The sequence below is a fragment of the Streptomyces canus genome, assembly GCF_041435015.1.
Lineage (GTDB): Bacteria > Actinomycetota > Actinomycetes > Streptomycetales > Streptomycetaceae > Streptomyces > Streptomyces canus_G.
Genome location: NZ_CP107989.1, coordinates 4,068,068 through 4,091,910 on the forward strand (window position 1 = coordinate 4,068,068; position 23,843 = coordinate 4,091,910).

The 23,843-nt window shown below is 71.7% G+C and carries 23 protein-coding genes and 1 riboswitch; of the genes, 16 read left to right on the forward strand and 7 right to left on the reverse strand.

The genetic code is table 11. The features are described 5' to 3' along the window. Nucleotides 1-117 precede the first annotated feature (117 nt). The gene (locus tag OG841_RS18220; RefSeq protein ID WP_328640515.1) at nucleotides 118-1,500 is read left to right on the forward strand and encodes an FAD-binding oxidoreductase; all 1,383 of its coding nucleotides are present in this window, start codon (nucleotides 118-120) and stop codon (nucleotides 1,498-1,500) included. A 28-nt stretch (nucleotides 1,501-1,528) separates the two neighbouring features. After that, nucleotides 1,529-2,284, forward strand: coding sequence for a decaprenylphospho-beta-D-erythro-pentofuranosid-2-ulose 2-reductase (locus OG841_RS18225; protein ID WP_328640514.1), 756 nt, complete (start codon nucleotides 1,529-1,531; stop codon nucleotides 2,282-2,284). Nucleotides 2,285-2,290: 6 nt separating this feature from the next. Here OG841_RS18225 and OG841_RS18230 read toward each other — a convergent pair whose 3' ends face one another. Further along, the gene (locus OG841_RS18230) at nucleotides 2,291-2,875 is read right to left on the reverse strand and encodes a 2'-5' RNA ligase family protein (RefSeq protein ID WP_328640513.1); all 585 of its coding nucleotides are present in this window, start codon (nucleotides 2,873-2,875) and stop codon (nucleotides 2,291-2,293) included. 185 nt (nucleotides 2,876-3,060) lie between these two features. Continuing rightward, nucleotides 3,061-4,074: a tryptophan--tRNA ligase gene (trpS, locus tag OG841_RS18235; RefSeq protein ID WP_057608143.1), complete on the reverse strand. Its 1,014-nt coding sequence runs from the start codon at nucleotides 4,072-4,074 to the stop codon at nucleotides 3,061-3,063. A gap of 142 nt (nucleotides 4,075-4,216) precedes the next feature. Between trpS and OG841_RS18240 the strand changes: the two genes are divergently transcribed. The 4 genes from OG841_RS18240 to OG841_RS18255 all read left to right on the forward strand — a co-directional run bounded on the left by OG841_RS18240 (nucleotide 4,217) and on the right by OG841_RS18255 (nucleotide 7,289). After that, the gene (locus tag OG841_RS18240; RefSeq protein ID WP_328640511.1) at nucleotides 4,217-4,777 is read left to right on the forward strand and encodes an RNA polymerase sigma factor; all 561 of its coding nucleotides are present in this window, start codon (nucleotides 4,217-4,219) and stop codon (nucleotides 4,775-4,777) included. Next, nucleotides 4,770-5,684 carry a hypothetical protein gene (locus OG841_RS18245; protein ID WP_371566124.1) on the forward strand — a complete coding sequence of 305 codons (915 nt, stop codon included), beginning with the start codon at nucleotides 4,770-4,772 and terminating at the stop codon, nucleotides 5,682-5,684. The genes OG841_RS18240 and OG841_RS18245 overlap by 8 nt, the downstream gene beginning before the upstream one ends. A gap of 110 nt (nucleotides 5,685-5,794) precedes the next feature. Next, on the forward strand, nucleotides 5,795-6,502 hold the full coding sequence (locus tag OG841_RS18250) for a hypothetical protein (RefSeq protein WP_365119630.1): 708 nt from the start codon (nucleotides 5,795-5,797) through the stop codon (nucleotides 6,500-6,502). 52 nt (nucleotides 6,503-6,554) lie between these two features. Continuing rightward, nucleotides 6,555-7,289, forward strand: a complete 735-nt coding sequence (locus OG841_RS18255) for a hypothetical protein (protein WP_371566127.1) — start codon at nucleotides 6,555-6,557, stop codon at nucleotides 7,287-7,289. A 38-nt stretch (nucleotides 7,290-7,327) separates the two neighbouring features. Here OG841_RS18255 and OG841_RS18260 read toward each other — a convergent pair whose 3' ends face one another. Both OG841_RS18260 and OG841_RS18265 read right to left on the reverse strand, forming a co-directional pair. Continuing rightward, nucleotides 7,328-8,779 (reverse strand): glycine hydroxymethyltransferase, encoded by a 1,452-nt coding sequence (locus tag OG841_RS18260; RefSeq protein ID WP_328640508.1) that lies wholly within the window; start codon nucleotides 8,777-8,779, stop codon nucleotides 7,328-7,330. Between the two features lie 41 nt (nucleotides 8,780-8,820). Then, nucleotides 8,821-8,910, reverse strand: a riboswitch (ZMP/ZTP riboswitch). A gap of 109 nt (nucleotides 8,911-9,019) precedes the next feature. Continuing rightward, a complete protein-coding gene (locus OG841_RS18265; RefSeq protein ID WP_328640507.1) occupies nucleotides 9,020-9,871 on the reverse strand; it encodes an LLM class flavin-dependent oxidoreductase in 852 nt (283 codons plus the stop codon). A 309-nt stretch (nucleotides 9,872-10,180) separates the two neighbouring features. Between OG841_RS18265 and OG841_RS18270 the strand changes: the two genes are divergently transcribed. The 7 genes from OG841_RS18270 (at nucleotide 10,181) to OG841_RS18300 (ending at nucleotide 19,158) form a co-directional block, all read left to right on the forward strand. Next, on the forward strand, nucleotides 10,181-11,044 hold the full coding sequence (locus OG841_RS18270) for a hypothetical protein (RefSeq protein WP_328643630.1): 864 nt from the start codon (nucleotides 10,181-10,183) through the stop codon (nucleotides 11,042-11,044). Between the two features lie 144 nt (nucleotides 11,045-11,188). Next, on the forward strand, nucleotides 11,189-11,767 hold the full coding sequence (locus OG841_RS18275) for an antibiotic biosynthesis monooxygenase (RefSeq protein ID WP_328640506.1): 579 nt from the start codon (nucleotides 11,189-11,191) through the stop codon (nucleotides 11,765-11,767). Between the two features lie 29 nt (nucleotides 11,768-11,796). Next, nucleotides 11,797-14,031 carry an aminodeoxychorismate synthase component I gene (gene pabB, locus OG841_RS18280; RefSeq protein ID WP_328640505.1) on the forward strand — a complete coding sequence of 745 codons (2,235 nt, stop codon included), beginning with the start codon at nucleotides 11,797-11,799 and terminating at the stop codon, nucleotides 14,029-14,031. After that, nucleotides 14,028-15,554 (forward strand): benzoate-CoA ligase family protein, encoded by a 1,527-nt coding sequence (locus tag OG841_RS18285; protein WP_328640504.1) that lies wholly within the window; start codon nucleotides 14,028-14,030, stop codon nucleotides 15,552-15,554. The genes pabB and OG841_RS18285 overlap by 4 nt, the downstream gene beginning before the upstream one ends. Nucleotides 15,555-15,621: 67 nt before the next feature. Continuing rightward, nucleotides 15,622-17,184 (forward strand): class I adenylate-forming enzyme family protein, encoded by a 1,563-nt coding sequence (locus OG841_RS18290; protein ID WP_328640503.1) that lies wholly within the window; start codon nucleotides 15,622-15,624, stop codon nucleotides 17,182-17,184. Next, a complete protein-coding gene (locus OG841_RS18295; protein WP_371566131.1) occupies nucleotides 17,181-18,350 on the forward strand; it encodes an FAD-dependent oxidoreductase in 1,170 nt (389 codons plus the stop codon). Before OG841_RS18290 ends, OG841_RS18295 begins: the two co-directional genes overlap by 4 nt. Before the next feature lie 13 nt (nucleotides 18,351-18,363). Next, nucleotides 18,364-19,158 carry an aminotransferase class IV gene (locus tag OG841_RS18300; protein WP_328640501.1) on the forward strand — a complete coding sequence of 265 codons (795 nt, stop codon included), beginning with the start codon at nucleotides 18,364-18,366 and terminating at the stop codon, nucleotides 19,156-19,158. A 60-nt stretch (nucleotides 19,159-19,218) separates the two neighbouring features. Here OG841_RS18300 and OG841_RS18305 read toward each other — a convergent pair whose 3' ends face one another. Continuing rightward, complete coding sequence (locus OG841_RS18305) at nucleotides 19,219-19,707, reverse strand: carboxymuconolactone decarboxylase family protein (protein ID WP_328640500.1); 489 nt, start codon at nucleotides 19,705-19,707, stop codon at nucleotides 19,219-19,221. 59 nt (nucleotides 19,708-19,766) lie between these two features. Next, nucleotides 19,767-21,155, reverse strand: coding sequence for a MocR-like pyridoxine biosynthesis transcription factor PdxR (gene pdxR, locus OG841_RS18310; protein WP_328640499.1), 1,389 nt, complete (start codon nucleotides 21,153-21,155; stop codon nucleotides 19,767-19,769). A 46-nt stretch (nucleotides 21,156-21,201) separates the two neighbouring features. Here pdxR and OG841_RS18315 point away from each other — a divergent pair, with 46 nt between their 5' ends. From OG841_RS18315 to OG841_RS18325, 3 genes are read left to right on the forward strand one after another with little or no spacing between them, the layout of a single operon-like run. Then, nucleotides 21,202-21,729 carry a carboxymuconolactone decarboxylase family protein gene (locus tag OG841_RS18315; RefSeq protein ID WP_328640498.1) on the forward strand — a complete coding sequence of 176 codons (528 nt, stop codon included), beginning with the start codon at nucleotides 21,202-21,204 and terminating at the stop codon, nucleotides 21,727-21,729. Next, nucleotides 21,726-22,169, forward strand: coding sequence for a carboxymuconolactone decarboxylase family protein (locus OG841_RS18320; RefSeq protein WP_365119616.1), 444 nt, complete (start codon nucleotides 21,726-21,728; stop codon nucleotides 22,167-22,169). Before OG841_RS18315 ends, OG841_RS18320 begins: the two co-directional genes overlap by 4 nt. Beyond that, complete coding sequence (locus OG841_RS18325) at nucleotides 22,166-22,888, forward strand: isocitrate lyase/PEP mutase family protein (protein ID WP_328640496.1); 723 nt, start codon at nucleotides 22,166-22,168, stop codon at nucleotides 22,886-22,888. The genes OG841_RS18320 and OG841_RS18325 overlap by 4 nt, the downstream gene beginning before the upstream one ends. A gap of 6 nt (nucleotides 22,889-22,894) precedes the next feature. Here the strand turns inward: OG841_RS18325 and OG841_RS18330 are convergent, their stop codons facing one another. Further along, complete coding sequence (locus OG841_RS18330; protein ID WP_328640495.1) at nucleotides 22,895-23,842, reverse strand: ABC transporter substrate-binding protein; 948 nt, start codon at nucleotides 23,840-23,842, stop codon at nucleotides 22,895-22,897. Nucleotide 23,843: the final 1 nt, after the last annotated feature.

A 23,843-nucleotide genomic window follows, 5' to 3' on the forward strand; every position in this document is an offset into this window, starting at 1 on the left:
CGGGTGCCGTCCCGATGAGCCGACAATGGCCGAGTACTGGTTGTTAATCACCCATTCCGGGGAGATACATGATGTTTGCGATCGAATTGCCTCTATAGCGGCGATACGGTCACCGGCATGTCTGCCGACACCGTTCCCGTCACGGGATGGGGGCGCACCGCCCCCACCGCGGCCCGCTTGATCCGTCTGCGGAGCTACGAGGAGGCCGTGGCCGCCGTCCGGGGCTGCGGGGCCCGTGGCGGCATCCCGAGGGGCCTGGGACGGGCGTACGGGGACGCGGCACAGAACGCCGGCGGCTCGGTGTTCGACATGACCGGCCTGAACCGCGTCCATGCGATCGACGCCGAAGGCGGCAGCGTGCTGTGCGACGCGGGCGTCTCCCTGCACCGGCTGATGGAGGTGCTGCTGCCGCTCGGCTGGTTCGTGCCGGTGACGCCCGGCACCCGGTACGTCACCGTCGGCGGTGCGATCGGCGCGGACATCCACGGCAGGAACCACCATGTGTCCGGCTCCTTCTCCCGCCATGTGCTGTCCTTCGAACTGCTCACCGCCGACGGCGAGATCCGCACCGTGCGCCGCGGCACACCTCTGTTCGACGCGACCACCGGCGGCATGGGTCTGACCGGGATGATCCTCACCGCGACGGTCCAGCTCCAGCCGGTCGAGACGTCCCTGATGTCGGTGGACACGGAACGCGCGCGGGACCTCGACGATCTGATGGCCCGTCTGACAGCGTCCCACCATCAGTACCGCTACTCGGTCGCCTGGGTCGACCTGCTGGCCCGCGGGGCCTCGACGGGGCGGGCGGTGCTCACGGGGGGCGACCACGCGCCGCTGGAAGCGCTGGAGACACGGGGGCGGCTCGCCGGGGGCACACGCGCGCGTAGGGACCCCCTGGCCTTCGGCACCCCGCGCTTCCCGGCTCCGGCCCCCTTCCTCCCCGAGGGACTCCTCAACCGGACGACCGTGGGGCTGTTCAACGAGCTCCGGTACCGGAAGGCGCCCCGCGCGCGTACCGGCCGGCTGCAGAGGATCTCCGCGTTCTTCCACCCCCTCGACGCCGTGCCCCACTGGAACCGGATCTACGGCCGCGGCGGCCTCGTGAGGTACCAGTTCGTCGTCGGACAGGGGCAGGAGGAGGCCCTGCGCCGGATCGTCCGGCGGGTCTCCGGCCAGCGGTGCCCTTCCGTTCTCGCCGTGCTGAAGCGGTTCGGGGACGCCGACCCCGGGTGGCTCTCCTTCCCGGTCCCCGGCTGGACCCTGGCCCTGGACATCCCGGCCGGTCTGCCCGGTCTCGGCCACCTCCTCGACGAACTGGACGAGGAGGTGGCCATGGCCGGCGGGCGGGTCTGCCTGGCCAAGGACTCCCGACTGCGGCCGGAACTGCTCACCGCGATGTACCCACGCCTCGACGACTTCCGAGCGCTGCGCGCGGAGCTGGACCCGCGCGGGGTGTTCACCTCGGACCTGTCCCGCCGTCTGACTCTCCAAGCCCTCTGAAGATCCCAGGCCCTCCAAGGAGCTGCTCGTGAAGGACGCCTTCGGCATCCCCCAGTCCCTGCTCGTCCTCGGCGGTACGTCCGAGATCGCGCTGGCCACCGCCCGCCGCCTCGTCGTCCGGCGCACCCGCACGGTGTGGCTGGCGGGGCGCCCCTCCCCGGCCCTGGAGTCGGCGGCCACACAATTGCGCTCTCTGGGGGCCGAGGTTCACACCGTCGCGTTCGACGCGCTGGACCCCGAGTCGCACGAGACGGTGCTCGGCAAGGTGTTCGCCGAGTCGGACATCGACATGGTGCTGCTCGCCTTCGGGATCCTCGGCGACCAGGCCCACGACGAGCGCGAGCCGGTCGCGGCGGTGCGGGTCGCGCAGACCAACTACACGGGCGCCGTCTCGGCCGGCCTGGTGTCCGCGCGCGCGTTGCAGAACCAGGGGCACGGCTCGCTCGTCGTGCTCTCCTCCGTCGCCGGCGAGCGCGCCCGCCGCGCCGACTTCATCTACGGCTCCAGCAAGGCCGGCCTCGACGTCTTCGCCCAGGGGCTGGGCGACGCCCTGCACGGCACGGGCGTGCACGTCATGGTCGTACGCCCCGGGTTCGTGCGGTCGAAAATGACGGCCGGTCTGGAGGAGGCGCCCCTGGCGACCACCCCGGAGGCCGTGGCGACGGCGATCGAGCTGGGTCTGCGGCGCCGCTCGGAGACGGTGTGGGTGCCCGGGGCGCTGCGGGTGGTGACGGCGGCGGTGCGGCATCTGCCGCGGGCGGTGTTCCGGCTGCTGCCGCTGTGACCGTGGTTACAGCTGGCTTGTGGGCAGGGAGCCGCGGTCGACGTGGCCGGCCTGGGGCGGCACGGTCGAGCGGCCGAAGGTGAACTCGCGCAGTTTGCGCCACACCCCGTCGGCGCCCTGCTCGTAGAGCGCGAATCCGGTGCACGGCCACTCGGCCTCGAACTCGGCGAGTTCCTCGAAGGCGCGGTCCATGGCCGCCTCGTCGATGCCGTGGGCCACCGTGACGTGCGGGTGGTACGGGAACTGCAGTTCCCGCGCGACCGGCCCGGAGGCGTCCCGGACCTCCTTCTGGAGCCACGTGCAGGCCTCGGCACCCTGGGCGACCTGGACGAACACGACCGGTGACAGCGGCCGGAAGGTGCCGGTGCCGGACAGCTTCATCGGGAAGGGCCGGCCCGTCGCGGCGACCTCGGTGAGGTGCGCCTCGATGGCGGGCAGCGCGGTGTCCGCGACCTCTGTGGGCGGCAGCAGGGTGACATGGGTGGGGATACCGTGAGCCGCGGCGTCGCCGAAGCCCGCGCGCCGCTCCTGGAGCAGGCTGCCGTGAGGCTCCGGGACCGCGATCGACACACCGATCGTTACGGTCCCCACGTCGTCTCCTGTTCGTCCCTGTCGTCCTGTCGGATTCGTTCCGAGCCGTCCGGCTATCGACTGTACGGCCACGGCTGTGCTGTGGGCAGGCGCAGGCGTAGTGATGTGCAGCGCTCTGTCCGGTGGTGCTGGTGTGCGGTGGTACGCCCCGGTGGCCGGCGGTCGGTACCGCCGGCCCGCGGGGATCAGTGTTTCGCGGGCAGGAAGCCCACCTTCTCGTACGTCTGGGAGAGGGTCTCCGCGGCGACCGCGCGCGCCTTCTCCGCGCCCTTGGCCAGGATCGAGTCCAGCGTCTCCGGGTCGTCGAGGTACTGCTGGGTCCGCTCCCGGAACGGCGTCACGAACTCGACGACGATCTCGGCGAGGTCCGTCTTGAGCGCGCCGTAGAGCTTGCCCTCGTACTGCTGCTCCAGCTCGGGGATGCCCGTGCCGGTCAGGGTCGAGTAGATGGTGAGCAGGTTGCTGACGCCCGGCTTGTTCTCGGCGTCGTAGCGGATGACGGTGTCGGTGTCCGTGACCGCGCTCTTGACCTTCTTGGCGGTGGCCTTCGGCTCGTCGAGGAGGTTGATGAGTCCCTTCGGCGTGGACGCCGACTTGCTCATCTTGATCGACGGGTCCTGAAGGTCGTAGATCTTCGCCGTTTCCTTGAGGATGTACGGCTTCGGGATCGTGAAGGTCTCGCCGAAGCGGCCGTTGAAGCGCGTGGCGAGGTCACGGGTCAGCTCGACGTGCTGGCGCTGGTCCTCACCCACCGGGACCTCGTTGGCCTGGTAGAGCAGGATGTCCGCGACCTGGAGGATCGGGTACGTGAACAGGCCCACGCTGGCGCTGTCGGCGCCCTGTCGGGCGGACTTGTCCTTGAACTGGGTCATGCGGGAGGCCTCGCCGAATCCGGTGAGGCAGTTCATGACCCAGGCGAGCTGGGCGTGCTCGGGGACGTGACTCTGGACGAAGAGCGTGCAGCGCTCCGGGTCGAGGCCCGCGGCGAGGAGCTGCGCGGCGGCCAGGCGGGTGTTGCCCGTGAGTTCCTTCGGGTCCTGCGGAACCGTGATCGCGTGCAGGTCGACGACCATGTAGAACGCGTCGTGGGACTCCTGCAGAGCCACCCACTGGCGGACGGCGCCGAGGTAGTTGCCGAGGTGGAACGAGCCTGCGGTGGGCTGGATTCCGGAGAGCACGCGGGGTCGGTCAGAGGCCATGCTCACCATTCTCTCAGGTGTCGGGCGCCGATCCGGAACCAGTCGGAAACAGATGCGCCACGGGTGGGAACCGATTCGGTCCGGGCGGTGTACCAATCGTGTGAGGACGCGGGAGGGGGGCCGCATCGTCGATGAGGCCGCGGTGATCGCACGCGTACGCGCCGGAGACCCGGAGGCGTACGCGGAGCTGGTGCGGGCCCATACGGGCCTCGCCATGCGAGCGGCCGCCGCGCTCGGGGCGGGTGCGGACGCGGAGGACGTGGTGCAGCAGGCCTTCGTCAAGGCGTACTGCGGGCTGGGCCGCTTCAAGGAGGGCTCGGCGTTCAAGCCGTGGTTCATGTCGATCGTGGCCAATGAGACGAGGAACACAGTGCGGACGGCGGCGCGCCAACGCACGCTCGCCGGCCGCGAGGCGGCCTTCGCGGAGGCCGAGCCGCTGATACCGGAAGCGGGGGACCCGGCGGTCGCGGCCGTGGAGATAGAGCGCCGCGCCGCACTGGGGTCCGCGCTGGACAAGCTGAGCGAGGAACACCGTCTGGTCGTCACCTACCGGTATCTGCTGGAGATGGACGAGTCCGAGACGGCCCAGGCTCTGGGCTGGCCCCGGGGGACGGTGAAGTCCCGGCTGAACCGCGCGCTGCGCAAGCTCGGCAAACTGCTGCCGGATTTCGAGCCTCGGGAAGGGGGTGATGAGCGTGAGTGAGTCCTACGGCGGTCAGGGCGCGGAGGGAAAGGCGCGTGAGCGTGCGTCCCGGCTGCCGGAGGAGCTGCGGGCGCTCGGGCGTTCGCTGGACGCGCCGGGTGCGGGCGGGTCCGAGTCGATGGTGGAGCGGGTGCTGGAGCAGATACTCACCGAGCGGCTGCCGGTCCCGGTGGCCCACGCGCCGGGTCCCGGCGAGCGGCTGCGGGCGGTGCGGCGGTGGACGCGGATGCGGTGGCGTTCGCTGGCCGCGACCCTCTGCGGGCTGCTGGCGGTCCTCGCGCTCACGCCCCCGGTGCGGGCGGCGGTCCTGGACTGGTTCGACTTCGGCGGGGTCGAGGTGCGGTACGACCCGTCGGCGGTGCCCTCGCCAGGTGCCGAGGTGCCCGGCTGCGGTCGCTCGGTGTCGCTCGCGCAGGCTGAGCGGCGGGCGGGGTTCGAACCGCTGGTGCCGTCGGCGCTCGGCGCTCCGGACGTGGTGACGGTGACGGCCGAGCCGCGGGGGCGGACTCTGGTGAGCCTGTGCTGGCGTGAGCGGGGAGACACCATACGGCTGGACGAGTATCCGGCCCGTCTGGACATCGGCTTCACCAAGAGTGTGCGGGAGCAGCCGGAGTGGCTCTCGCTGGACGGGGACTCCTCCGAGCTCGGTGGGGCCCATGACACGGCACTGTGGTTTCCGCGGCCCCACCTGCTGAGCTTCTGGCTGGTGGACGCGGCCGGCTCCCACTACACCCGCGAGCAGCGAACCGCCGGGCCGACGCTGCTGTGGATGCAGGGGTCGGGTGTCCTGGACGCTCCGGACGTGACGCTGCGACTGGAGGGGGTCGCGTCGAAGGCGCGGGCCGTGGAGATCGCGAAGTCCCTCGGCGAGCCGGGGCACGAGGACGCCGGGAAGTCCTCGGATTAGTGCGCGCGGGGTGGGAACCCCGACGGGCCGGGCGGTGTACCAGAAGTGACATGCGGCTCGCGGACGGGCCGCACGGGGATCGTCTGCTGGGGGCCGGCATGAAGAGGTGTGTGGCTGGACCGAGGGGCCGCTGTCGTGAACTGGCGGCGGGATCGGGCGCGTTGGCGGTGGTGCTCGCGCTGACGGTGTGGGGTGCGCCCTCCGCCTCGGCGGGCGGACCGACGAGCGTGCTCGTGGTCTCGCCCGAGAGTGGGGAGACGGCGTCGCTGTACTACTCCGACGAGGAGTACGACGAGTTGGAGCGGCTGCTCGGCCCTCCGGGTGCGGGCACCCGCACCACACCACCCGAGGCGAATCTGCTTGCAGCCCGGCAGATCAACGTCACGTGGATGGCGCACGATGTCTCACCGTGGCGGCTGGACCAGGTCTTCCCGCTGGCCGGCACGGATGAGGTGTGGATACGCACCGCCGAGCACGTCCCCGAGTCGGTGAACGGCCATTGGCACCGCACAAAGAATCCACCTCAACTGCGCGCCTTGCTGAAGGACTTGGGAGTGATGGGCAAGGTCTCCGGCGAGGGCCATGCCATCTTCCCGGCGCCCGGGCAGGAGCCGGGGAGCGACGCGGGGGCCATGCCCACGCAGGCGTCTGTGGGCCCGGCCTCCACGGCCGACGACGGCACCGAGTGGTGGTGGGCGCTTCCGGGGATTGCGGCCGGAGCCGTACTGGCGCTGGTGCTGCGGCCGTTCGCTCTGCGGATGCGAGGGCACCGTGTGCGCCGGGAGCCGGGACCTCGTCAGGAGCTGCGTGATCTGTGACGAAAGGAGGTGCCCGCGAGCTGGAGATAGCGAGGCTGTTCGATCGAGGGGGATGGCAGTGCGGAGCAGACACACAGGGGTGCGGCTCGGGCCGCGCAGGACATTGGCAGCGCTGGCACCAGCGGTGGTGGCGGTGACCGTGCTCGGGGCGCCGGCGGCTGCCGTGGCGGCACAGCAGACGCGGGGAGCCGGCCCCGACCGGCCCGACCTGGCGATGGTCGTCACCGGCGGCTCGGGGCGGACGGAGGCCGTGCGTTCCGACGAGCCGTACTTCACCCGCCTGTGGCAGCTGCTGCAGCCGACGCGCTCAGGCACGGAGCGGGTGTCCGGCGCCTGGGAGGAGGGCCGGTATCCAGCAGTGCGGTTAACCGTCGTGTGGGGACTGACGGGTGTCGGTGGCTGGCCTCGGACGGATTCGGCGCCGGGGGGTGATGTGGCGGTGGCGCGGCAGGACCAGCTGTTCCTGACAGGGGACGGCACGCCGTGGGTGCGCTCGGATCCGGCACCGGAGCGGGAGGACGACGACATCCGCTGGCACCGTGCGCCGCGGGCGGTTTTCGATCAGCTGGACCGGGCGGGCCTCGCCGGCGGCCCCGGGGAGGGGCGGGAAAAGGCGGAGGCCAAGAGCTCGACGGGCCCGGAGCATGGCGGGTGGTGGGCGGTGCCGGGGCTCGCCGTGGGATTCGCAGCGGGAGTCGGCGGCACGCGGCTGATACGCCGCGCGGCGGTCGGGCCAGGAGCCGGACCGCCGCGGGATGAGCCACGACAGGAACTCATCGATCTCTAGGAGTCACCGGTCTTTGACAACTCAAGAGAGGACGTGCGTCAGCCGAGGTCGATCTCCGGGTACAGCGGGAAACCGGCCACGAGGTCGGTGGCCCGGTGGGAGATCTCGTCCGCGACCTTCGGGTCCAGGATGTGCTGGGCCTTGGAGGGGGCGCCCTTGCTGGTGGTGCCGGGCTCCGTGGTGGTGAGGACGCGGTCGATGAGACCGGCGACCTCGTCCATCTCGGCGGTGCCCAGGCCACGGGTGGTCAGGGCGGGGGTGCCGATGCGGATGCCGGAGGTGTACCAGGCGCCGTTGGGGTCGGCCGGGATGGCGTTGCGGTTGGTGACGATGCCCGACTCGAGCAGGGCGGCCTCGGCCTGGCGGCCGGTGAGGCCGTAGGAGGAGGCGACGTCGATCAGGTTGAGGTGGTTGTCGGTGCCGCCGGTGACCAGGGTGGCACCGCGGCGCATCAGGCCCTCGGCCAGGGCGCGGGAGTTGTCGACGATCCGCTGGGCGTAGTCCTGGAAGGAGGGCCGACGTGCCTCGGCGAGGGCGACGGCCTTGGCGGCCATGACGTGCGGGAGCGGGCCGCCGAGGACCATCGGGCAACCGCGGTCGACCTGGTCCTTGAGGGAGTCGTCGCACAGCACCATGCCGCCGCGCGGGCCGCGCAGCGACTTGTGGGTGGTGGTGGTGACGATCTGGGCGTGCGGGACCGGGTCGAAGTCGCCGGTGAGCACCTTGCCGGCGACGAGACCGGCGAAGTGCGCCATGTCGACCATGAGCGTGGCGCCGACCTCGTCGGCGATCTCGCGCATGATCCGGAAGTTCACCAGACGGGGGTAGGCCGAGTAGCCGGCGACGATGATCAGCGGCTTGAACTCACGGGCCGAGGCGCGCAGCGCGTCGTAGTCGACCAGACCGGTGGAGGGATCGGTGCCGTAGGAGCGCTGGTCGAACATCTTGCCGGAGATGTTGGGTCGGAAGCCGTGGGTGAGGTGACCGCCGGCGTCCAGGGACATGCCGAGCATGCGCTGGTTGCCGAAGGCCTGGCGGAGCTCGGCCCAGTCGGCGTCGGAGAGGTCGTTGACCTGGCGGACGCCGGCCTTCTCCAGGGCGGGGACCTCGACACGCTGGGCGAGGACGGACCAGAAGGCGACGAGGTTGGCGTCGATGCCGGAGTGCGGCTGGACGTAGGCGTGCCGGGCGCCGAAGAGCTCCTTGGCGTGCTCGGCGGCCAGGGACTCGACGGTGTCGACGTTGCGACAGCCGGCGTAGAAGCGGCGGCCGACGGTGCCCTCGGCGTACTTGTCGCTGAACCAGTTGCCCATCGCGAGGAGGGTGGCCGGGGAGGCGTAGTTCTCGGAGGCGATCAGCTTGAGCATCTCGCGCTGGTCGTGGACCTCCTGGCCGATGGCGTCGGCGACGCGCGGCTCGACGGCGCGGATCACGTCGAGAGCGGCGCGGAAGGCCGTGGACTCGGTGGACAGGGGCTGCTGCTCTGACATGGCGGCCTCCGGGCTGCGTGGCTTGAAGCGGTCACGGATCACGGTTCGGCCCAGGCGCACGGCACTTGGTCATTCACAGGCCGCTCCCCGATGGTCCGTCCCATCCCAGCGCGCCAGTCACGGCCTGTCGGCCAGCCTACCGGGCACGTGGAACGACCCCGGCGCGACGTCCACCATGCGAGCGACGGCTTCGAGGCCGGGCCAAGGGCCGGGGCCTCGAAGCCGGGGCGGTGCAGGACGTCAGAACAGCGCGTCGGTGAGGCGGTCGATCTGGTCGGCGTCCGAGGCCCAGCAGTAGAGCATCACCTCGTCGGCACCGATGCCGACGTAGGCGTCGGCGGCCTCGCGGATCTGCCGCGGTGTGGTGAGCAGGCCGGCCTCCATGTACGCGACGTGGCCGCTGAAGGCGTAGTAGTCGCGGAGGTTGCGGCGGGCCCGGTCCAGGGTGTCGTCGGGGCCGAGAGCGACGTTCGCCTGGGCGACCAGACGGGGGTGGCCGGGGCGGTCGTGTTTCTGCCAGGCCGTTTCGGCGGCGCGGAACAGGTTGGACATGAAGGAGGGCGGCAGGGCGGCGCCGAGGAAGCCGTCGCCGAAGCGGCCGACGCGGTCGAGGGCAGCGGGGGCGAAGCCGCCGAACAGCACCTCCGGGCCACCGGGGGTGGTGGGGGCAGGACCGATGGGGTCGATGCCTTCGCCGTATGGCTCGCCGGACCAGGTGCGGCGCAGCAGGGTCATCTGTTCGTCGAGGCGGCGGCCTCGGCGGTGGAGGTCGGTGCCGGCGGCCAGGCAGTCGTCCTCGCGCCCTCCGACGCCGATGCCGAGCGTGAAGCGGCCGCCGGAGAGGCGGTCGAGGGTCGCGGTCTGCTTCGCGAGCAGGGCGGTGTTGTGGAGCGGTGCGATCAGTACCTCGGTCTGGACGCGGATGCGGGACGTGGCGCCGGCGAGGATCGCCAGGGTGACGAGGGGCTCGGGGTTGTCGTAGACGAGGCGGTCGAGCAGGCCGAGGGTGCTGAAGGGGCTCGCGTCGGCGCGCCGGGCCCAGGTGAGCAACTGGGCGGGGTCGTCGATGGGGAGGCCGAGGCCGATGTTCATGGGAGAGTCCTCCGGAGGGCGTACGAGATCCGCCGGTCGGCCGGATCCGGTGCCGCCCCTCCGTGGTGCCGCGCGCTGTGCGCGGACCTGCTCCCGTTCTGCGGCGATGGTTCCAGAGAGCGTGTGCGTCAGAGTGCGCCGACCGTAACGCGATCGGACGGGGTCGGCAACGCGTTTTCGCCGACCGCTCGCGGACACGGCCTCGGGGACACGGCTCGCGTCCGGCGGACAGTTGGAGATCAGTGAGAGCTGGTCCGAAACCAACCCACCCCTCACCACCTCCCCTAAGGTCACTGCGTGCTCTTTGGAATGGTGTGTGCTCTGGGTGCCTCCGTGTGTTTCGGGACGGCCACCGTGCTGCAGGCGATGGCTGCGCGCGCGGCGGATACGGGCGGTCGCGACGGCGAGGGGACGGCGTTCGCGGTGACGCTGTTCCTGGGGGCGGTGCGGCAGTGGCGGTATCTGGCGGGGCTGGCGCTGGACGGGGTGGGGTTCCTGCTGCAGATCGCCGCGTTGCGGTCGGTCCCGATCTACGCGGTGGGCGCGGCGCTCGCGTCGAGTCTCGCGGTGACCGCGGTGGTGTCGGCGCGGCTGCTGCGGGTCCGGCTGAGCGCGGGCGAGTGGGGTGCCGTCGGGGTGGTGTGCGCGGGGATGGCGCTGCTGGGGATCGCGTCCGGGACGGAGGGCGACCGGAGCGGGCCGTCGGCCTTGAAGTACGCGATGCTCGGGACGGCACTGGCCGTGCTGGGGCTCGCGCTGCTCGGTGGGCGACTGCCGGAGCGGGGACGGGCGTTGGCGCTCGGGCTGGGGGCCGGGTTCGGCTTCGGGGTGGTCGAGGTGGCGGTACGCCTGATCGACTCGCTCACGCCGTCGGCGCTGCTGGGCAACCCGGCGACGTACGCACTCCTCGTCGGCGGTGGTGCGGCCTTTCTGTCGCTGACCTCGGCGCTGCAGCGGGGTTCGGTGACCACGGCGACCGCCGGGATGGTGATCGGGGAGACGATCGGGCCGGCGCTGGTGGGGGTGGTGTGGCTCGGGGACCGCACCCGGGAGGGGCTGGCGTGGGCGGCGGTGCTGGGGTTCGCCGTGGCCGTCGCGGGGGCGTTGGCGCTGGCCAGGTTCGGGGAGGCCCCGGAACATTCCTCCGCGCATTCCCCTTCCCGAATTTCGTAAGGGGTTGATCGAGTTACTTTCGGTACAGCTCGACAGAATGATCCATGCCGACCGAAAGGCCGATAAAGAGTCACGATCCGGACAGTCGGAAAGAGCTTCGTTGAAGGTTTGAACGTGATGTGAAGGTCTTGCGTATACGACGGCGTGAGCAGTAATCCCGTCACCGTCACCGTGGCCTATCACGTGGTGCCGGGCCGTGAGGCCGACTTCCACTCCTGGGGGTGGGCCATGCTGGCCGCGAGTGCGCAGCAGCCGGGCTTCCTTGGAGGTGGCGTTCTTGTCGACCGAGAGGCGGAGTGGCATGTGGTCTATCGCTTCGCCAGCGAGGGAACGGCCCGGGCCTGGGAGGATTCGCCCGTCCGGACCCAGTGGCACGACCGGGCGATGGACTTCGCCCGGCAAACGGAACGCAGGAGCGTGCGGGGCTCCAAGATGTGGTTCGACTCGCAGACCACGACACCGAAGGCGCCCGCCCCGCCGGCGAAATGGAAACTGTGGTTCGTGAACATGAGCGCGGTTTTTCCGCCGGTGCTCCTGTTCAATCTGATCGCTCTTCCTTATCTCGGCGGACTCAATCCGCTCATCCGCACACTGCTGTTGTGCCTGTGTGTGACGGCTCTCGTCACCTGGATTCTCATGCCCCGGCTTCAGCGTTTCTTGAGGAAATGGCTGTATCCGCCGCTCCAGGCCCTTCGCGGACGGCACAAAAGACGGACCGCATAGGTCCGGAACGAACCGAGGGAGGTGGGCGGGTGAAGACCCTGCTCATCGACAATTACGACTCGTACACGTACAACCTGTTCCAGCTGGTCGCCGAGGTCAACGGCGAGGAACCGGTCGTCGTCCTCAACGACGCGGTCGGCGCCCTTCCCGATCTCGGGGCATACCTCGCGGGATTCGACAATGTCGTGGTCTCGCCCGGACCCGGGCACCCGGCCGAGCCGCGCGACTTCGGACTGAGCACCGCCGTGCTCACCGCGTCGCCGATCCCCGTGCTCGGCGTCTGTCTGGGGCACCAGGGCATCGCGCTCGGCGAGGGGGGCCGGGTGGAACCCGCCCCGCAGCCGCGACACGGTCATCTGTCGACGGTCCGGCACGACGGACGGGACCTGTTCCGGGGGCTGCCGCAGGACTTCACCGCGGTCCGCTACCACTCGCTGGCCGTGTCCGAGCCGCTCCCGCAGGCGCTGGAGGCCACCGCCTGGGCCGAGGACGGCGTGCTGATGGGGCTCAGGCACCGCAGCCGGCCGCTGTGGGGCGTGCAGTTCCATCCGGAGTCCGTGCTCACCGACTACGGCCACCGCATGCTCGTCAACTTCCGCAATCTCACGGCGGAACGGGCCCGCAGAACGCGTACGAAGAACACCGCGGTGCCCCCGCCCGAGGCGGTGATCCCCCGGCCCGCGCGGGTCGTCCCGCGCCCCCGGCGGACGGTGCCCGCCTACCGTCTGCACACCCGGCGCATCGCCGGCGCGGTCGACACCGAGGCCGCCTTCACCCGGATGTACGCGGCGTCGCGGCGGGCGTTCTGGCTGGACAGCGCACTGGTCGAGGACGGGCGGTCGCGGTTCTCGTTCTTCGGTGACGACAGCGGTCCGCTCGCGGAGTTCGTCCGGTACGACGTCGAGAGCGGAAAGTGCGAGATCGAGCGGGCCGGGCGGCCGACGAGGAAGGTCGCGGCGAGCGTCTTCGATTATCTCGGACGGCAGTTGACGAGTCGCCGGGTGGACGCCGCCGGGCTGCCCTTCGACTTCACGGGCGGCTATGTCGGCTACTTCGGCTACGAGATGAAGGCCGACTGCGGCTCACCGAACCGGCACACCTCCGACGTCCCGGACGCCTGCTGGCTGTTCGCCGACCGGTTGATCGCCGTGGACCATCTGAAGAGGTTCACCTACGCGGTCTGCCTGGCCGAGGACACCCCGCAGGCCGCGCGGGAGGCCGAGGACTGGCTGGAGAGCACGCTGGCCCAGCTGACCTTCGTCGCCACCGAACCGGACCCGACGGCGATACCCGGGCTGCCGACACCCACCGGCCCCGCCGACCCGGGGCTCGACCCCGACGTCGGCGCCGCCGAGCCCTGGCTGGTGCGGGACCGGGTGACCTATCTCGCCGACATCGAGTCCTGCGGACGTGACCTGCGGGCGGGCACCAGTTACGAGGTCTGCCTGACGAACGCGGCCCGGTTACCGGCCCCGCCGGACGCGTACGCGTTCTACCGGGTGCTGCGCCGGGTCAACCCGGCCCCCTACGCGGCGTTCCTGAGGTTCGGGGACGTCGACGTGGCCGGTTCCTCCCCCGAGCGGTTCCTGCGGATCACCCGGGACGGGATCGCCGAGGCCCGGCCCATCAAGGGCACCGCGCCGCGCGGGGCCGGTCCGGAGGAGGACGCCCGGCTGCGGGACGCACTGGCGTCGGACGCCAAGACGCGCGCCGAGAACCTGATGATCGTCGACCTGCTCCGCAACGACCTGGGGCGGGTGTGCCGGACCGGGTCGGTACGGGTGACCCGGCTGATGGCCACGGAGACGTACGCGACCGTGCATCAGCTCGTGTCCACCGTGGAGGGGCGGTTGCGGGAGGGGACCGACGCGGTGGAGTGCGTGCGGGCCTGTTTTCCCGGTGGCTCGATGACCGGGGCGCCGAAGCTGCGCACGATGGAGATCCTCGACTCCCTGGAGACCGAGGCCCGCGGGGTCTACTCCGGCGCCCTGGGCTATCTGGGGTGCGGCGGGGGCGCGGATCTCAGCATCGTCATCCGTACGGCCGTGTTCGCCGACGGGCTGATGCAGCTGGGCGCCGGAGGCGCGATCGTCCTCGACTCCGATCCGGTCGCCGAGTACGACGAGATGCTGCTGAAGACGGCAGCGCAGATGAGAGCCCTGCACCTGCACACCGCGGAGCGGACGGCGGAGCAGCGGCGGCACACAGCCGTCCGCGCCGACGCCCGCGGCGGGCACACGGCCACCGAGGAGACGGTCCGATGACGACTGCGCAGCCCGTGCTGTCCTCGGCCGGCTTCGACGCCCCCGGCAATCTCGCCGCCCAGCTCGCCGATCTCGCCGAGCGGCGCGGCTGGGCGGACCGGCCCGCCTTCCATCAGGGCCACCGGGCCTGGACCCACGGCGAGGTGCACGCGCTCGCGGCCCGGGCGGCCACCGTGCTCGCCGGTCACGGCACCCGGCCGGGTGACCGGGTGGTGCTGGCGTTGCCGGACGGGATCGCCTGGGTGACGGCCTTCCTCGCCGTCGCGCGCCTCGGGGCCGTCGCCGTCCTGGTCAATCCCGAACTCCCCGCGGCCGACCACGCGTTCATGGCAGTGGACGCCGACGCCGCGTTGTGTGTGACGGGGCCGGGTCTGGAGGACCGGTTCGCCGAGCGGCCCCGGCTCGGTGCCGACCAGCTGCTCGCGCTCACCGCCTCCGCCGAGGCGGCCCCCGCCCACCCGGTCGACGCGCACACGCCGTTGTATGTCCAGTACACGTCGGGCACCACGGGCCGTCCCAAGGGAGTCGTGCACACGCACGGCGACCCGAAGGCGTACCACGACCTCATCGGCCGGCGACTGCTGCGGGTCGGCCAGGACGACGTCACCCTGTCGGTGTCGAAGCTGTACTTCGCCTACGGCTTCGGCAACGCCTTCGTCTTCCCGCTCTTCTCCGGCTCCTCCGCCGTGCTCGTGGACCGGCGCCCGACCCCGGCCGCCGTGGACGAGCTCGTCGCCCGGCACCGGGTGACCCTGCTCTACTCCGTGCCGTCCGCGTACGCCGCGCTGGTGGCCGACCGGGGCAGCGGGCACGAGGCCTGCTTCGCCTCGGTGCGGGCCGCGGTGTCGGCCGGCGAGGGCCTGCCGGAGGGGCTCGGCGGACAGGTCACCGAGCTGCTCGGTGCGCCGGTGCTGGAGCAGATCGGCTCCACCGAGGCCGGTCACGCCTTCTGCGCCAACAGCTTCGGCCACAACCGCCCGGGCACGGTCGGCCGCCCCGTGCCCGGCTTCGAGGTGGAGCTGCGCGACCGCGCCGGCCAACCGGTCCCGGACAGCACGGAGGGCGAGCTGTGGGTGCGCGGTCCGACGGTGACGCCCGGCTATCTCAACCGGCCCGAGGAGACCGAACGCACCCTGGTCGGTGGCTGGCTGGCCACCCGTGACCGGGCCCTCCGCGAGGCCGACGGCACTTACCGGCACCTGGGCCGCGCCGACGACATGGAGATGGTCGGCGGCATCACCGTCTCCCCGCTGGAGGTGGAGGCCGTACTGCGCACCCACCCGGCGGTGAAGGAGGTCGCGGTCGTGGCCGTCACCGACGGGAGGGGCGTCGGTCGGCTGCGGGCGTTCGTCGTCCCCGTCGCCCCGGTCCCCGACGGAAGCCTCCAGGAGGACCTCCTCGGCCTGGCCCGCGAACGGCTGGCCGCCTTCAAGGTGCCCAGAAGCGTGAGCCTGGTCCCGTCGCTCCCCCGCACCCCGACCGGCAAGCTCCGCCGCCACCTGGTCCGCCGGGGCGCCTGGTGACCACGGCCAGAACACCCCACAGGCACCGCACGAGCACCGTAGCCGCACCGCAGAGAGGAACGGCCCCATGCGAGAGCAGCAACCCCCCTTCACCGACCGGGGTTTCTACCTGGGCCCGGTGTTCCGCCGGGCGGCCGACCGGCACGGCGCCGTCTTCGTGACCCTGGACCGCCCGCTGGACACCCATCCCGCCCTCGGTGTCGATCTGACCTACGCGGCGCTGGCAGAGGTCGTCGAGGAGCTGTCCGGACGCCTGTGGGAGGCGGGGGTGAGGCCGTCGGAGCAGGTCGTCGTACACAAGACGGACAACGTCGACATCGTGCTGCTGACCTGCGCGGTCTCCCGTATCGGCGCGGTGCCCGTGCTGCTCTCGCCCGGGCTGGCCGGTGAGGTGGTCGGGGAGTTGATCGAGCGGCTCAGGCACCCGTGGCTGGTCACCGACCGGGCCAAGCTGGAGGGGCCGCTGATGGGGGTCGGCCTCCGGGTGCGGCAGGTCCTCGCCGTGGACGACGCGCCGGGCGCCGAGCGCCTGGAGAAGTACGCCGGTACCGAGCCCCCGCCGCTCGTACGCCTCCATCCCCGCGAACCGGCGCTGATCACCCACAGTTCCGGCACCACCGGCCTCCCCAAACTCGCCGTGCACTGCGCGAACACCATGTGGAACCGGCTCGTTCCGCAGAAGGCGATGGGCTGGCCGACGCGCGGGGAGACCGCGGCGCTGCACATGTCGTTCGCGCACTCGCGCTTCTACCATCTGCTCGGCGTCCTGCTGCACTTCGGCAGCCCGCTGGTACTGATCACCGACCCGGCCCCGGCCGCCGTGGGACCGCTCCTGACCAGGCACCGGCCCGGCATCGTGGAGACCCACCCCAACACGTTCGTGCTGTGGGAGGAATTGGCCGACGCGCCCGGTGCCCCGCTGTCGCGGGTGCGGTCCTACGGCTCGACGTTCGACGCGATCCATCCGCGCACGGTACGGCGGCTGCTGGGTGCCTCGAAGCGCCGTTCGCCCTGGCTGATCCAGCTGTACGGGCAGAGCGAGACGGGTCCGGTCGCCTTTCAGTGCTTCACCCGACGCAGTGCCGCACGCGCGGACGGACGGCGGGTCGGGATCGGCATACCCGGCTTCACCCGCGTGCGCGTGACGGGGCCGGGCGGTGAGCGGGTCGCCGCCGGGACGAGCGGCCGCATCGAGGCCCGTACCAGGGGCCGCATCCTCACCTACCTCGGCATGCAGGACCGCTACGACCGTCAACTCAACGACGGCTGGTGGGAGATGGGCGACATGGGATACCGCAGTCGCCTCGGCACCCTGCATCTGATCGACCGGGAGATCGACCGGATCGACTCCGTGCACAGCAATCTGGAGGTCGAGGACACCCTGATGGAGCGCCTGGAGGAACTCCGGGAGGTCGTCATCGTGCCGGGTGCGGACCGGGAGCCGGTGCCGGTGGTGTGCGTGCGCGGGGAGCGGCCGCTGGATCTCGGGCGCTGGCGGGAAGCCACGGCCGATCTGCCGGCGATGGCCGAGCCGCGGCAGTGGCGGTTCGAGGAGCTGCCGATGACCGCGACCTGGAAGGTGAAGCGGGTCGAGATCACCCGGATGCTCGCGGAGGGTGCGCGCGCGTGACACCGGTCGTGGTGGTCGGCGCCGGCCCCGTGGGTCTGTCGGCGGCGCTCGCGCTGCGGGCACGCGGGCGGGAGGTCGTGCTGCTGGAGGCGGAGCCGAAGGACCGTGAACGGCCCGGCAGCCGTGCCCTGTTCGTGCATCGCGAGACGCTCGCGCTGCTCGACGGGATGCGGCCGGGACTGGCCGCCGAGATCACCGCGTACGGGCAGACCTGGCGAACCCGGCGGACCCTCTACCGGGGCCGCGAGGTGTACTCCCGCACCTATCCGCCGAAGGAGGGCCCGCCGCCCTTCACCAGCCTGCGCCAGGTGGACACCGAGCGCTTCCTGCGGGGCGCGTGCGAGCGGGCGGGTGTGGAGTTCGTGTGGGACGCACGGGTGCTGGACGTCCGTACGACGGCGACCGGGGTCCGGCTGAGCTGCGGCGACGGCCGGGAGTGGAGCTGCGCGTACGCCGTCGCCGCCGACGGTGCCCGGTCCGTCGTGCGGGGGGCACTGGGCATCGCCATGGAGGGCGAGCGGGGCGAGGGCTTTCATGTGGTCGCCGACGTGGCCCACATACCGGGTGCCGAGCCTCCGCCCGAGCGGATCTTCCACTACGAGCATCCGGGCGCCGGCGGGCGCAGTGTGATGCGGGTGCCGTTCACCGGGGGCTTCCAGGTCGACCTGCAGTGCCGGGACGACGACCCCGAGGAGGAGTTCGGAACCGAGGAGGCCGTACGGCGATGGCTTCCGGCGGTGGTGGGCGAGGGGTACGGCGAGCGGATCCTGTGGGTGTCGACGTACCGCTTTCTGCGCAAGGTGGCCGCCTCGTTCACCGATCCGCACCGGCGGGTGCTGCTCGTCGGGGAGGCGGCGCATCTGTTCCCGCCGTTCGGGGCGCGGGGGATGAACAGCGGCATCGCGGACGCGGCGGCCGCGGCGGAGGCCATCGCCGCCGGGACGATCGAGGCCTTCGCCGACGTACGGCGGTCCGCGGCGCTGTTCAACAGTGCCGCCGCCGGGGCCGCGCTGGACCATCTGCGGCCCCGGCGCCGGATCGTCCGGGCCCGTCAGCGGGCGGCGGCTGCGCTCGCGCCGGTGCTGCCGTGGTGCGGCTCGTGGCTGGAGCACGCGCCGTACGGGCCACGGCACGGAGCGCCGGTGAACGCCGGCCGCACGTACTGAGGAGGGAGCGGCTGTGACACAACCGGTCATCGTGGAGGGGCTGTCGGCGTGGTCACCTGCCCGTGGGCTGACCCCTGCCGCGGAGCCGACGACACCCCTGCTCGTCGCGGACTCCTGGCTGGTGCGGGACGGCAGGGTGCGCGGGCTCGAACGGCACCGGGAGCGGTTCCTGCGGACCTGCGGCGAGGCGGGCGGGCCACCGCTGCGCCGGCTGCTGGAGTTCTGGCGGGACATGACCGACGCGCTGCCCCGTACGGGCGAGTGGTTCCCCCGCGTCGAACTCGCCGCCGGGTCCCTGGAGTTGCGGCTGCTCATGCGGCACGCTCCCCCGCTCGGGACCGGCGTGCGGGTCTGGGCGACCGGCCAGGCCGATCCACGGACCGTGCCCCGCCGCAAGGGACCGGACCTCGGCGCGCTCGCCCGGGTGCGCGAGCGGGCGTCCGGTGAGGGGGCGGAGGAGGCGGTGCTGGTCGCACCCTCAGGCTCCGTGCTGGAGGCGGCCACCGCCAGCGTGCTGTGGTGGGAGGACGACACCCTGTGTCTGCCTCCGCCCCGGCTGCCGGTCCTGCCCGGGGTGACCGTCGCCCTCGTCCAGGAGCGGGCCCGGCGCGAGGGCATCCCCGTCGCCCACCGTGAGCGGACCGTGGCCGGACTGGACGGTCGTGAGGTGTGGCTGGTGAACGCGCTGCACGGAATCCGGCCGGTGACGGGATGGATCGGGGGGTCGTTGCAAGCGGCACCGGCGCGGCGCGCCCCGGAATGGCGGGTGTGGCTGGACAGCCTCATGGAGCCGCTGCCGAGCAGGTGAATTCGCTACCGGAAAATGCGCCGGACCATTACGGTCCGGCGCATTCAAAGGTGCCTGAATTCAATTCTTCGGCGTCGGCTGATAACCCCCCGGCGCCATGCGCGTGGCGATTGCGATCCGGTTGTACGCGTTGATGACGGTCGCCGCCCAGATCAGTGCCGCGATCTGCGTCTCGTCGAAGACCTCCGCGGCCTCGGCGTAGACCGCGTCGGGCACCTGGCCGTCGTTCACCAGGGTCACGGCCTCGGTCAACGCCAGTGCGGCGCGCTCGCGTCCGGTGAAGAAGGGGGTCTCCCGCCAGGCGTTCAGGGCGTAGATTCGCTGCTCGGTCTCGCCCGCCGCACGGGCGTCCTTGGTGTGCATGTCGAGGCAGAACGCACAGCCGTTGATCTGCGAGGCGCGGATGCGGATCAGTTCCAGGAGTTCCGGTTCGACCTTGGCGTCCCGGGCCGCGGAAACGGCGGCGGCATGCAGGGAGCCCATCGCCGCCGACACGTCGGGGGTGATTTTCTTCAGGGCCACACGGGATATGGGTGCGCTATTACTCATGGGGCGACTCTATCCACGCGACCGCATTCGGCAATGGGGAAAAGCTGAAATGGGCGGCGTTATTCGGGCAGCACCGCGCACAGCGCCTCCAGCGCTCCCGACCAGGCATGGTCCGGCGGTGTCCCGTAGCCCACGACGAGTGCGTCGCGCCGCTCGACGCCGGCCTCGGGGTGCTGGTAGCGGTGCAGCCCGTGGACCGCGAGGCCCTGCCAGGCCGCCGCCCGCAGCGCCGACTGCTCGGTGCCCGGCGGGAGCCGCAGCACCACGTGCAGACCGGCCGCGATCCCCGTGGCGTGGACCCTCGGGGCCCGCCGCGCGAGTTCGGCAACCAAGGCGTCGCGGCGGCGCCGGTACCGCAGCCGGGCGGCGCGCACATGACGGTCGTAGGCACCGGAGACGAGGAACTCGGCGAGGGTCAGCTGGTCGAGGGAGCCGCAGGAATCGATACCGCCCTTGGCGGCCAGCACCTCCTCCATGAGGCCGGGCGGCAGCACCAGCCAGCCCAACCGGAGGCCGGGGGCGAGGGACTTGCTGGCCGTGCCCGCGTGGACGACGTGGTCGGGGTCCAGGCCCTGGAGGGCGCCGACGGGCTGGCGGTCGTAGCGGAACTCGCCGTCGTAGTCGTCCTCGACGACCAGGCCGCCGGTGCGGCGCGCCCACTCGACGACGGCCGCCCGCCGGTCGCGGTGCAGGGTGCCGCCCATCGGGAACTGGTGGGCGGGGGTGAGCAGCACCGCGTCCTGGTCGGTCAACTCCCCGGGGTCGGTGCCGCGTTCGTCGAACGGCAGGGGCACGGTCCGCAGACCGGCGGCCGCGAGCAGGTTCCAGTGCACGTCGAGGCCGTACGACTCCACGGCGACCGTGCGGGCGCCCCGGGCCCGCAGCACCGCGCCGAGGAGGCGCAGGCCGTGCGAGAAACCGGCGCAGACCAGGATGTGTTCGGGGTCGGCGCGCACCCCGCGGGCGCGAGCGAGGTAGCCGGCGAGGGCGGTGCGCAGTTCGATACGGCCGCGCGGGTCACCGTAGTCGAGGGCCTGGTAGGGGGCGGTGGCGAGGGCGCGGCGGGCGGCCTTGAGCCACTGCGCGCGCGGGAAGGAGGCGAGGTCGGGGGTGCCGGGGACGAGGTTGTGGGTGGGGTGCCCGGGTCCGCGGGGCCGGGGTGGGGCGCCGGTCGGCGGGACGACCGTACGTTCCGCGACGCGGGTGCCCGAGCCCTGGCGGGCGGTGAGCCAGCCCTCGGCGACCAGGTCGGCGTAGGCGTCGGCGACGGTGTTGCGGGCGATGCCCAGGTCGGCGGCGAGGGCACGGGAGGAGGGCAGCCTGGTGCCGGGCGCGAGGCGACCGGTGCGGACGGCCTCGCGCAGGGCGTCGGTGAGGCCCCGCCGGACGCCCCCTCCGGTGGGTTCCAGGTGCAGGTCGACACCGAAAGTGGCCCAGGGTTTCGCCATGGAAGTGGACCATACTCCTGGGCTGCCTGGCTCCTAGGGTCGAGGCATGACCACAGAGGAAACCGTCCGGTACGCCCCCGAGCACACACCCCGTCTGTCCTGGGCCCAGCACGCCCCCGAGGTCTACAAGGCGATGCTCCGCCTCGACACGGCCGCCCGGCGCGGCCTCGACCCGCGGCTGCTGGAGCTGGTGAAGATCCGCGCGTCGCAGCTCAACCACTGCGCGTTCTGCCTCGACATGCACTCCAAGGACGCCCTCGCGGCGGGTGAGAGCGTCGAGCGGATCATCCAGCTCGGCGCGTGGGAGGAGTCGCGGCACTTCTACACGGAGAAGGAGGCCGCGGCTCTCGAACTGACCGACGCGGTCACGGTCCTCACTGGGGGCACCTCCCAGGCTTTCGGCTCTGGGGGAGGGTTCGTGCCGGACGAGGTGTACGACCACGCGGCCAAGCACTTCGAGGAGGCCGAACTGGCCCAGCTGATCGCCGCGATCACGGTGATCAACGCGTGGAACCGGTTCGGCGTGACCTGCCGTATGGTCCCGGGCCACTACGAGGCGGGGCAGCACCAGTGAGCCGTACGGAGGTTCTGGACCGCGAGGTCGGCCGGGCCCTGTCCGCGCTCAGCGCGGCCGCGAAACGAGGGCTCGGCGACCCCGCCCTCGCCGAACTCGTCGTCATCCGGGCCTCGCAGCTCAACCACTGCGCCTTCTGCCTGGACATGCATCTCGGGATCGCCCGCGAGCACGGGGTGAGCGAGAGGCAGCTCGATCTGCTGGCCGCCTGGGAGGAGGCGGAGGGCGTGTACGACGAGCGGGAGCGGGCCGCGCTCGCGCTGACGGAGGCGGTGACCGTCCTGACGGAAGGGTGTGTGCCGGACGACGTGTACGCCACCGCCGCCAAGCAGTTCGACGACGGGCAACTCGCCCATCTCATCGGTCTGGTCGTCGCCATCAACAACTGGAACCGGGTGATGGTCAGTCGCCGGATTCCGCCGGGGGGTTATCGGCCGTGAACAAGGTGGAGGTCTTTCGCGCCCTGCACCGCAACCGCCTCCCGGACGATCCGCTGGTGCTGCCCGGCCCCTGGGACGCCATCAGCGCCCGGGTGTGCGAGGAGGCCGGGTTCCCGGCGCTCGCCACGCCCAGCGCGGGGATCGCGGCCGCGCTCGGACACCGGGACGGGTCCACCCCGGCCGACGAGATGTTCGCCGCGGTGGCGCGTATCTCCGCGGCCGTGGACATCCCCGTGTCGGCGGACGTCGAGGGCGGGTACGGGCTGGCGCCGAAGGAGCTGGTGGAGCGGCTGCTGGAGGCGGGTGCGGTGGGCTGCAACCTCGAGGACTCCCGCCAGGGTGTCCTCAAGGATCCGCGCGAGCACGCCGAGTGGCTCGCCGAGGTGCGGTACGCGGCCGGTGCCCAGCTGTTCGTCAACGCCCGCGTGGACACGTTCTCGTACGGCGACGGCGATCCCGAACGGGCCATCGAGCGAGCCGCGTTGTACGTCGCCGCGGGCGCCGACTGCGTCTATCCGATCGGCGCCCCGGCGGGCGTACTCCCTCTGCTGCGATCCGGTATCCAGGGGCCGGTCAACGTGTTCGGCCGACTGGACGGCGAGGGCCCCTCGCCCACCGAACTCGGTGAACTCGGGGCCACTCGCGTCACGTTCGGACCGGGGCTCCAGCGGAGGATGGCCCGACAGCTGCGGGAGAGCGCCGACCGCCTCCAGGGATAGGGCGGTTCAGGACAGCCACGCCTTCCACGTCGACGCGTGGCTGTCCACCCACTTCTTCGCCGCCTCCTCCGGCGTCAGCTTCTGGTCGGCGATCATCAGGGAGACCTGGTTCTGGTCCTCGGTCGTCCACTTGAACTTCTTCAGGAAGGCCGCCGCCTTGCCGCCGGACTTGGCGAAGTCCGTGTTGAGGTACTTCTGGAGCGGGGTGTGCGGATAGGCGCAGGCGACCTTCGCCGGGTCCGCGTCGCAGCCCTCCTTGTAGGCGGGCAGCTTCACCTCGGTCATGGGGACCTTCTCGAACAGCCACTGGGGGGCGTACCAGTAGGTCAGGAAGGGCTTCTTCTCCTTGGCGAACTGCCTCATCTGGGTGATCTGCGCGGCCTCCGAACCGGCGAACACCACCTGGTAGTCCAGGTCGAGGTTCTTCACCAGCGCCTTGTCGTTGGTGACATAGGACGGGGAGCCGTCCATCAGCTGGCCCTTGCCGCCGCTCTCCGCGGTGCGCAGTTGCGAGGCGTACTTGTTGAGGTTCTTCCAGTTGGTGACGTCCGGGTGCTGTTTGGCGAAGTACGTCGGGACGTACCAGCCGATGTGCCCGGTCACACCGAGCCCGCCGCCCGGCGTGATCGTCTTCTTGTCCTTGACGTACCGCTGTTCCTGTTCGGGGTGGCCCCAGTCCTCCAGGATGGCGTCGACCCGGCCCTGGCTGAGCGCGTCCCAGGCGGGGACCTCGTCGACCTGGACGGTGTCGACGCGGTAGCCGAGCTTGTGCTCGAGGAGGTACTGGGCGACGGCCACGTTGGCCTGCGCGCCGACCCAGGACTGCACCGACAGGGTCAGGCTCTTGGCGCCCTGGGCGTTGGCGAAGGGCGAGGCCTGCTTGGTCATGTCGGCGGCACCGCAGCCGGTGAGCAGCAGCAGGGCGCCGCCCATCGCGATCGCACGTACTCGCATG

Excerpts from the sequence above, each read along its gene's own strand:
- OG841_RS18220 (WP_328640515.1), top strand. The coding sequence starts at position 118 with ATGTCTGCCGACACCGTTCCCGTCACGGGATGGGGGCGCACCGCCCCC.
- trpS (WP_057608143.1), bottom strand. The coding sequence starts at position 4,074 with ATGGCCTCTGACCGACCCCGCGTGCTCTCCGGAATCCAGCCCACCGCA.
- OG841_RS18255 (WP_371566127.1), top strand. The coding sequence starts at position 6,555 with ATGGCAGTGCGGAGCAGACACACAGGGGTGCGGCTCGGGCCGCGCAGG.
- OG841_RS18260 (WP_328640508.1), bottom strand. The coding sequence starts at position 8,779 with ATGTCAGAGCAGCAGCCCCTGTCCACCGAGTCCACGGCCTTCCGCGCC.
- OG841_RS18265 (WP_328640507.1), bottom strand. The coding sequence starts at position 9,871 with ATGAACATCGGCCTCGGCCTCCCCATCGACGACCCCGCCCAGTTGCTC.
- OG841_RS18270 (WP_328643630.1), top strand. The coding sequence starts at position 10,181 with ATGGTGTGTGCTCTGGGTGCCTCCGTGTGTTTCGGGACGGCCACCGTG.
- OG841_RS18285 (WP_328640504.1), top strand. The coding sequence starts at position 14,028 with ATGACGACTGCGCAGCCCGTGCTGTCCTCGGCCGGCTTCGACGCCCCC.
- OG841_RS18290 (WP_328640503.1), top strand. The coding sequence starts at position 15,622 with ATGCGAGAGCAGCAACCCCCCTTCACCGACCGGGGTTTCTACCTGGGC.
- OG841_RS18305 (WP_328640500.1), bottom strand. The coding sequence starts at position 19,707 with ATGAGTAATAGCGCACCCATATCCCGTGTGGCCCTGAAGAAAATCACC.
- pdxR (WP_328640499.1), bottom strand. The coding sequence starts at position 21,155 with ATGGCGAAACCCTGGGCCACTTTCGGTGTCGACCTGCACCTGGAACCC.
- OG841_RS18315 (WP_328640498.1), top strand. The coding sequence starts at position 21,202 with ATGACCACAGAGGAAACCGTCCGGTACGCCCCCGAGCACACACCCCGT.
- OG841_RS18330 (WP_328640495.1), bottom strand. The coding sequence starts at position 23,842 with ATGCGAGTACGTGCGATCGCGATGGGCGGCGCCCTGCTGCTGCTCACC.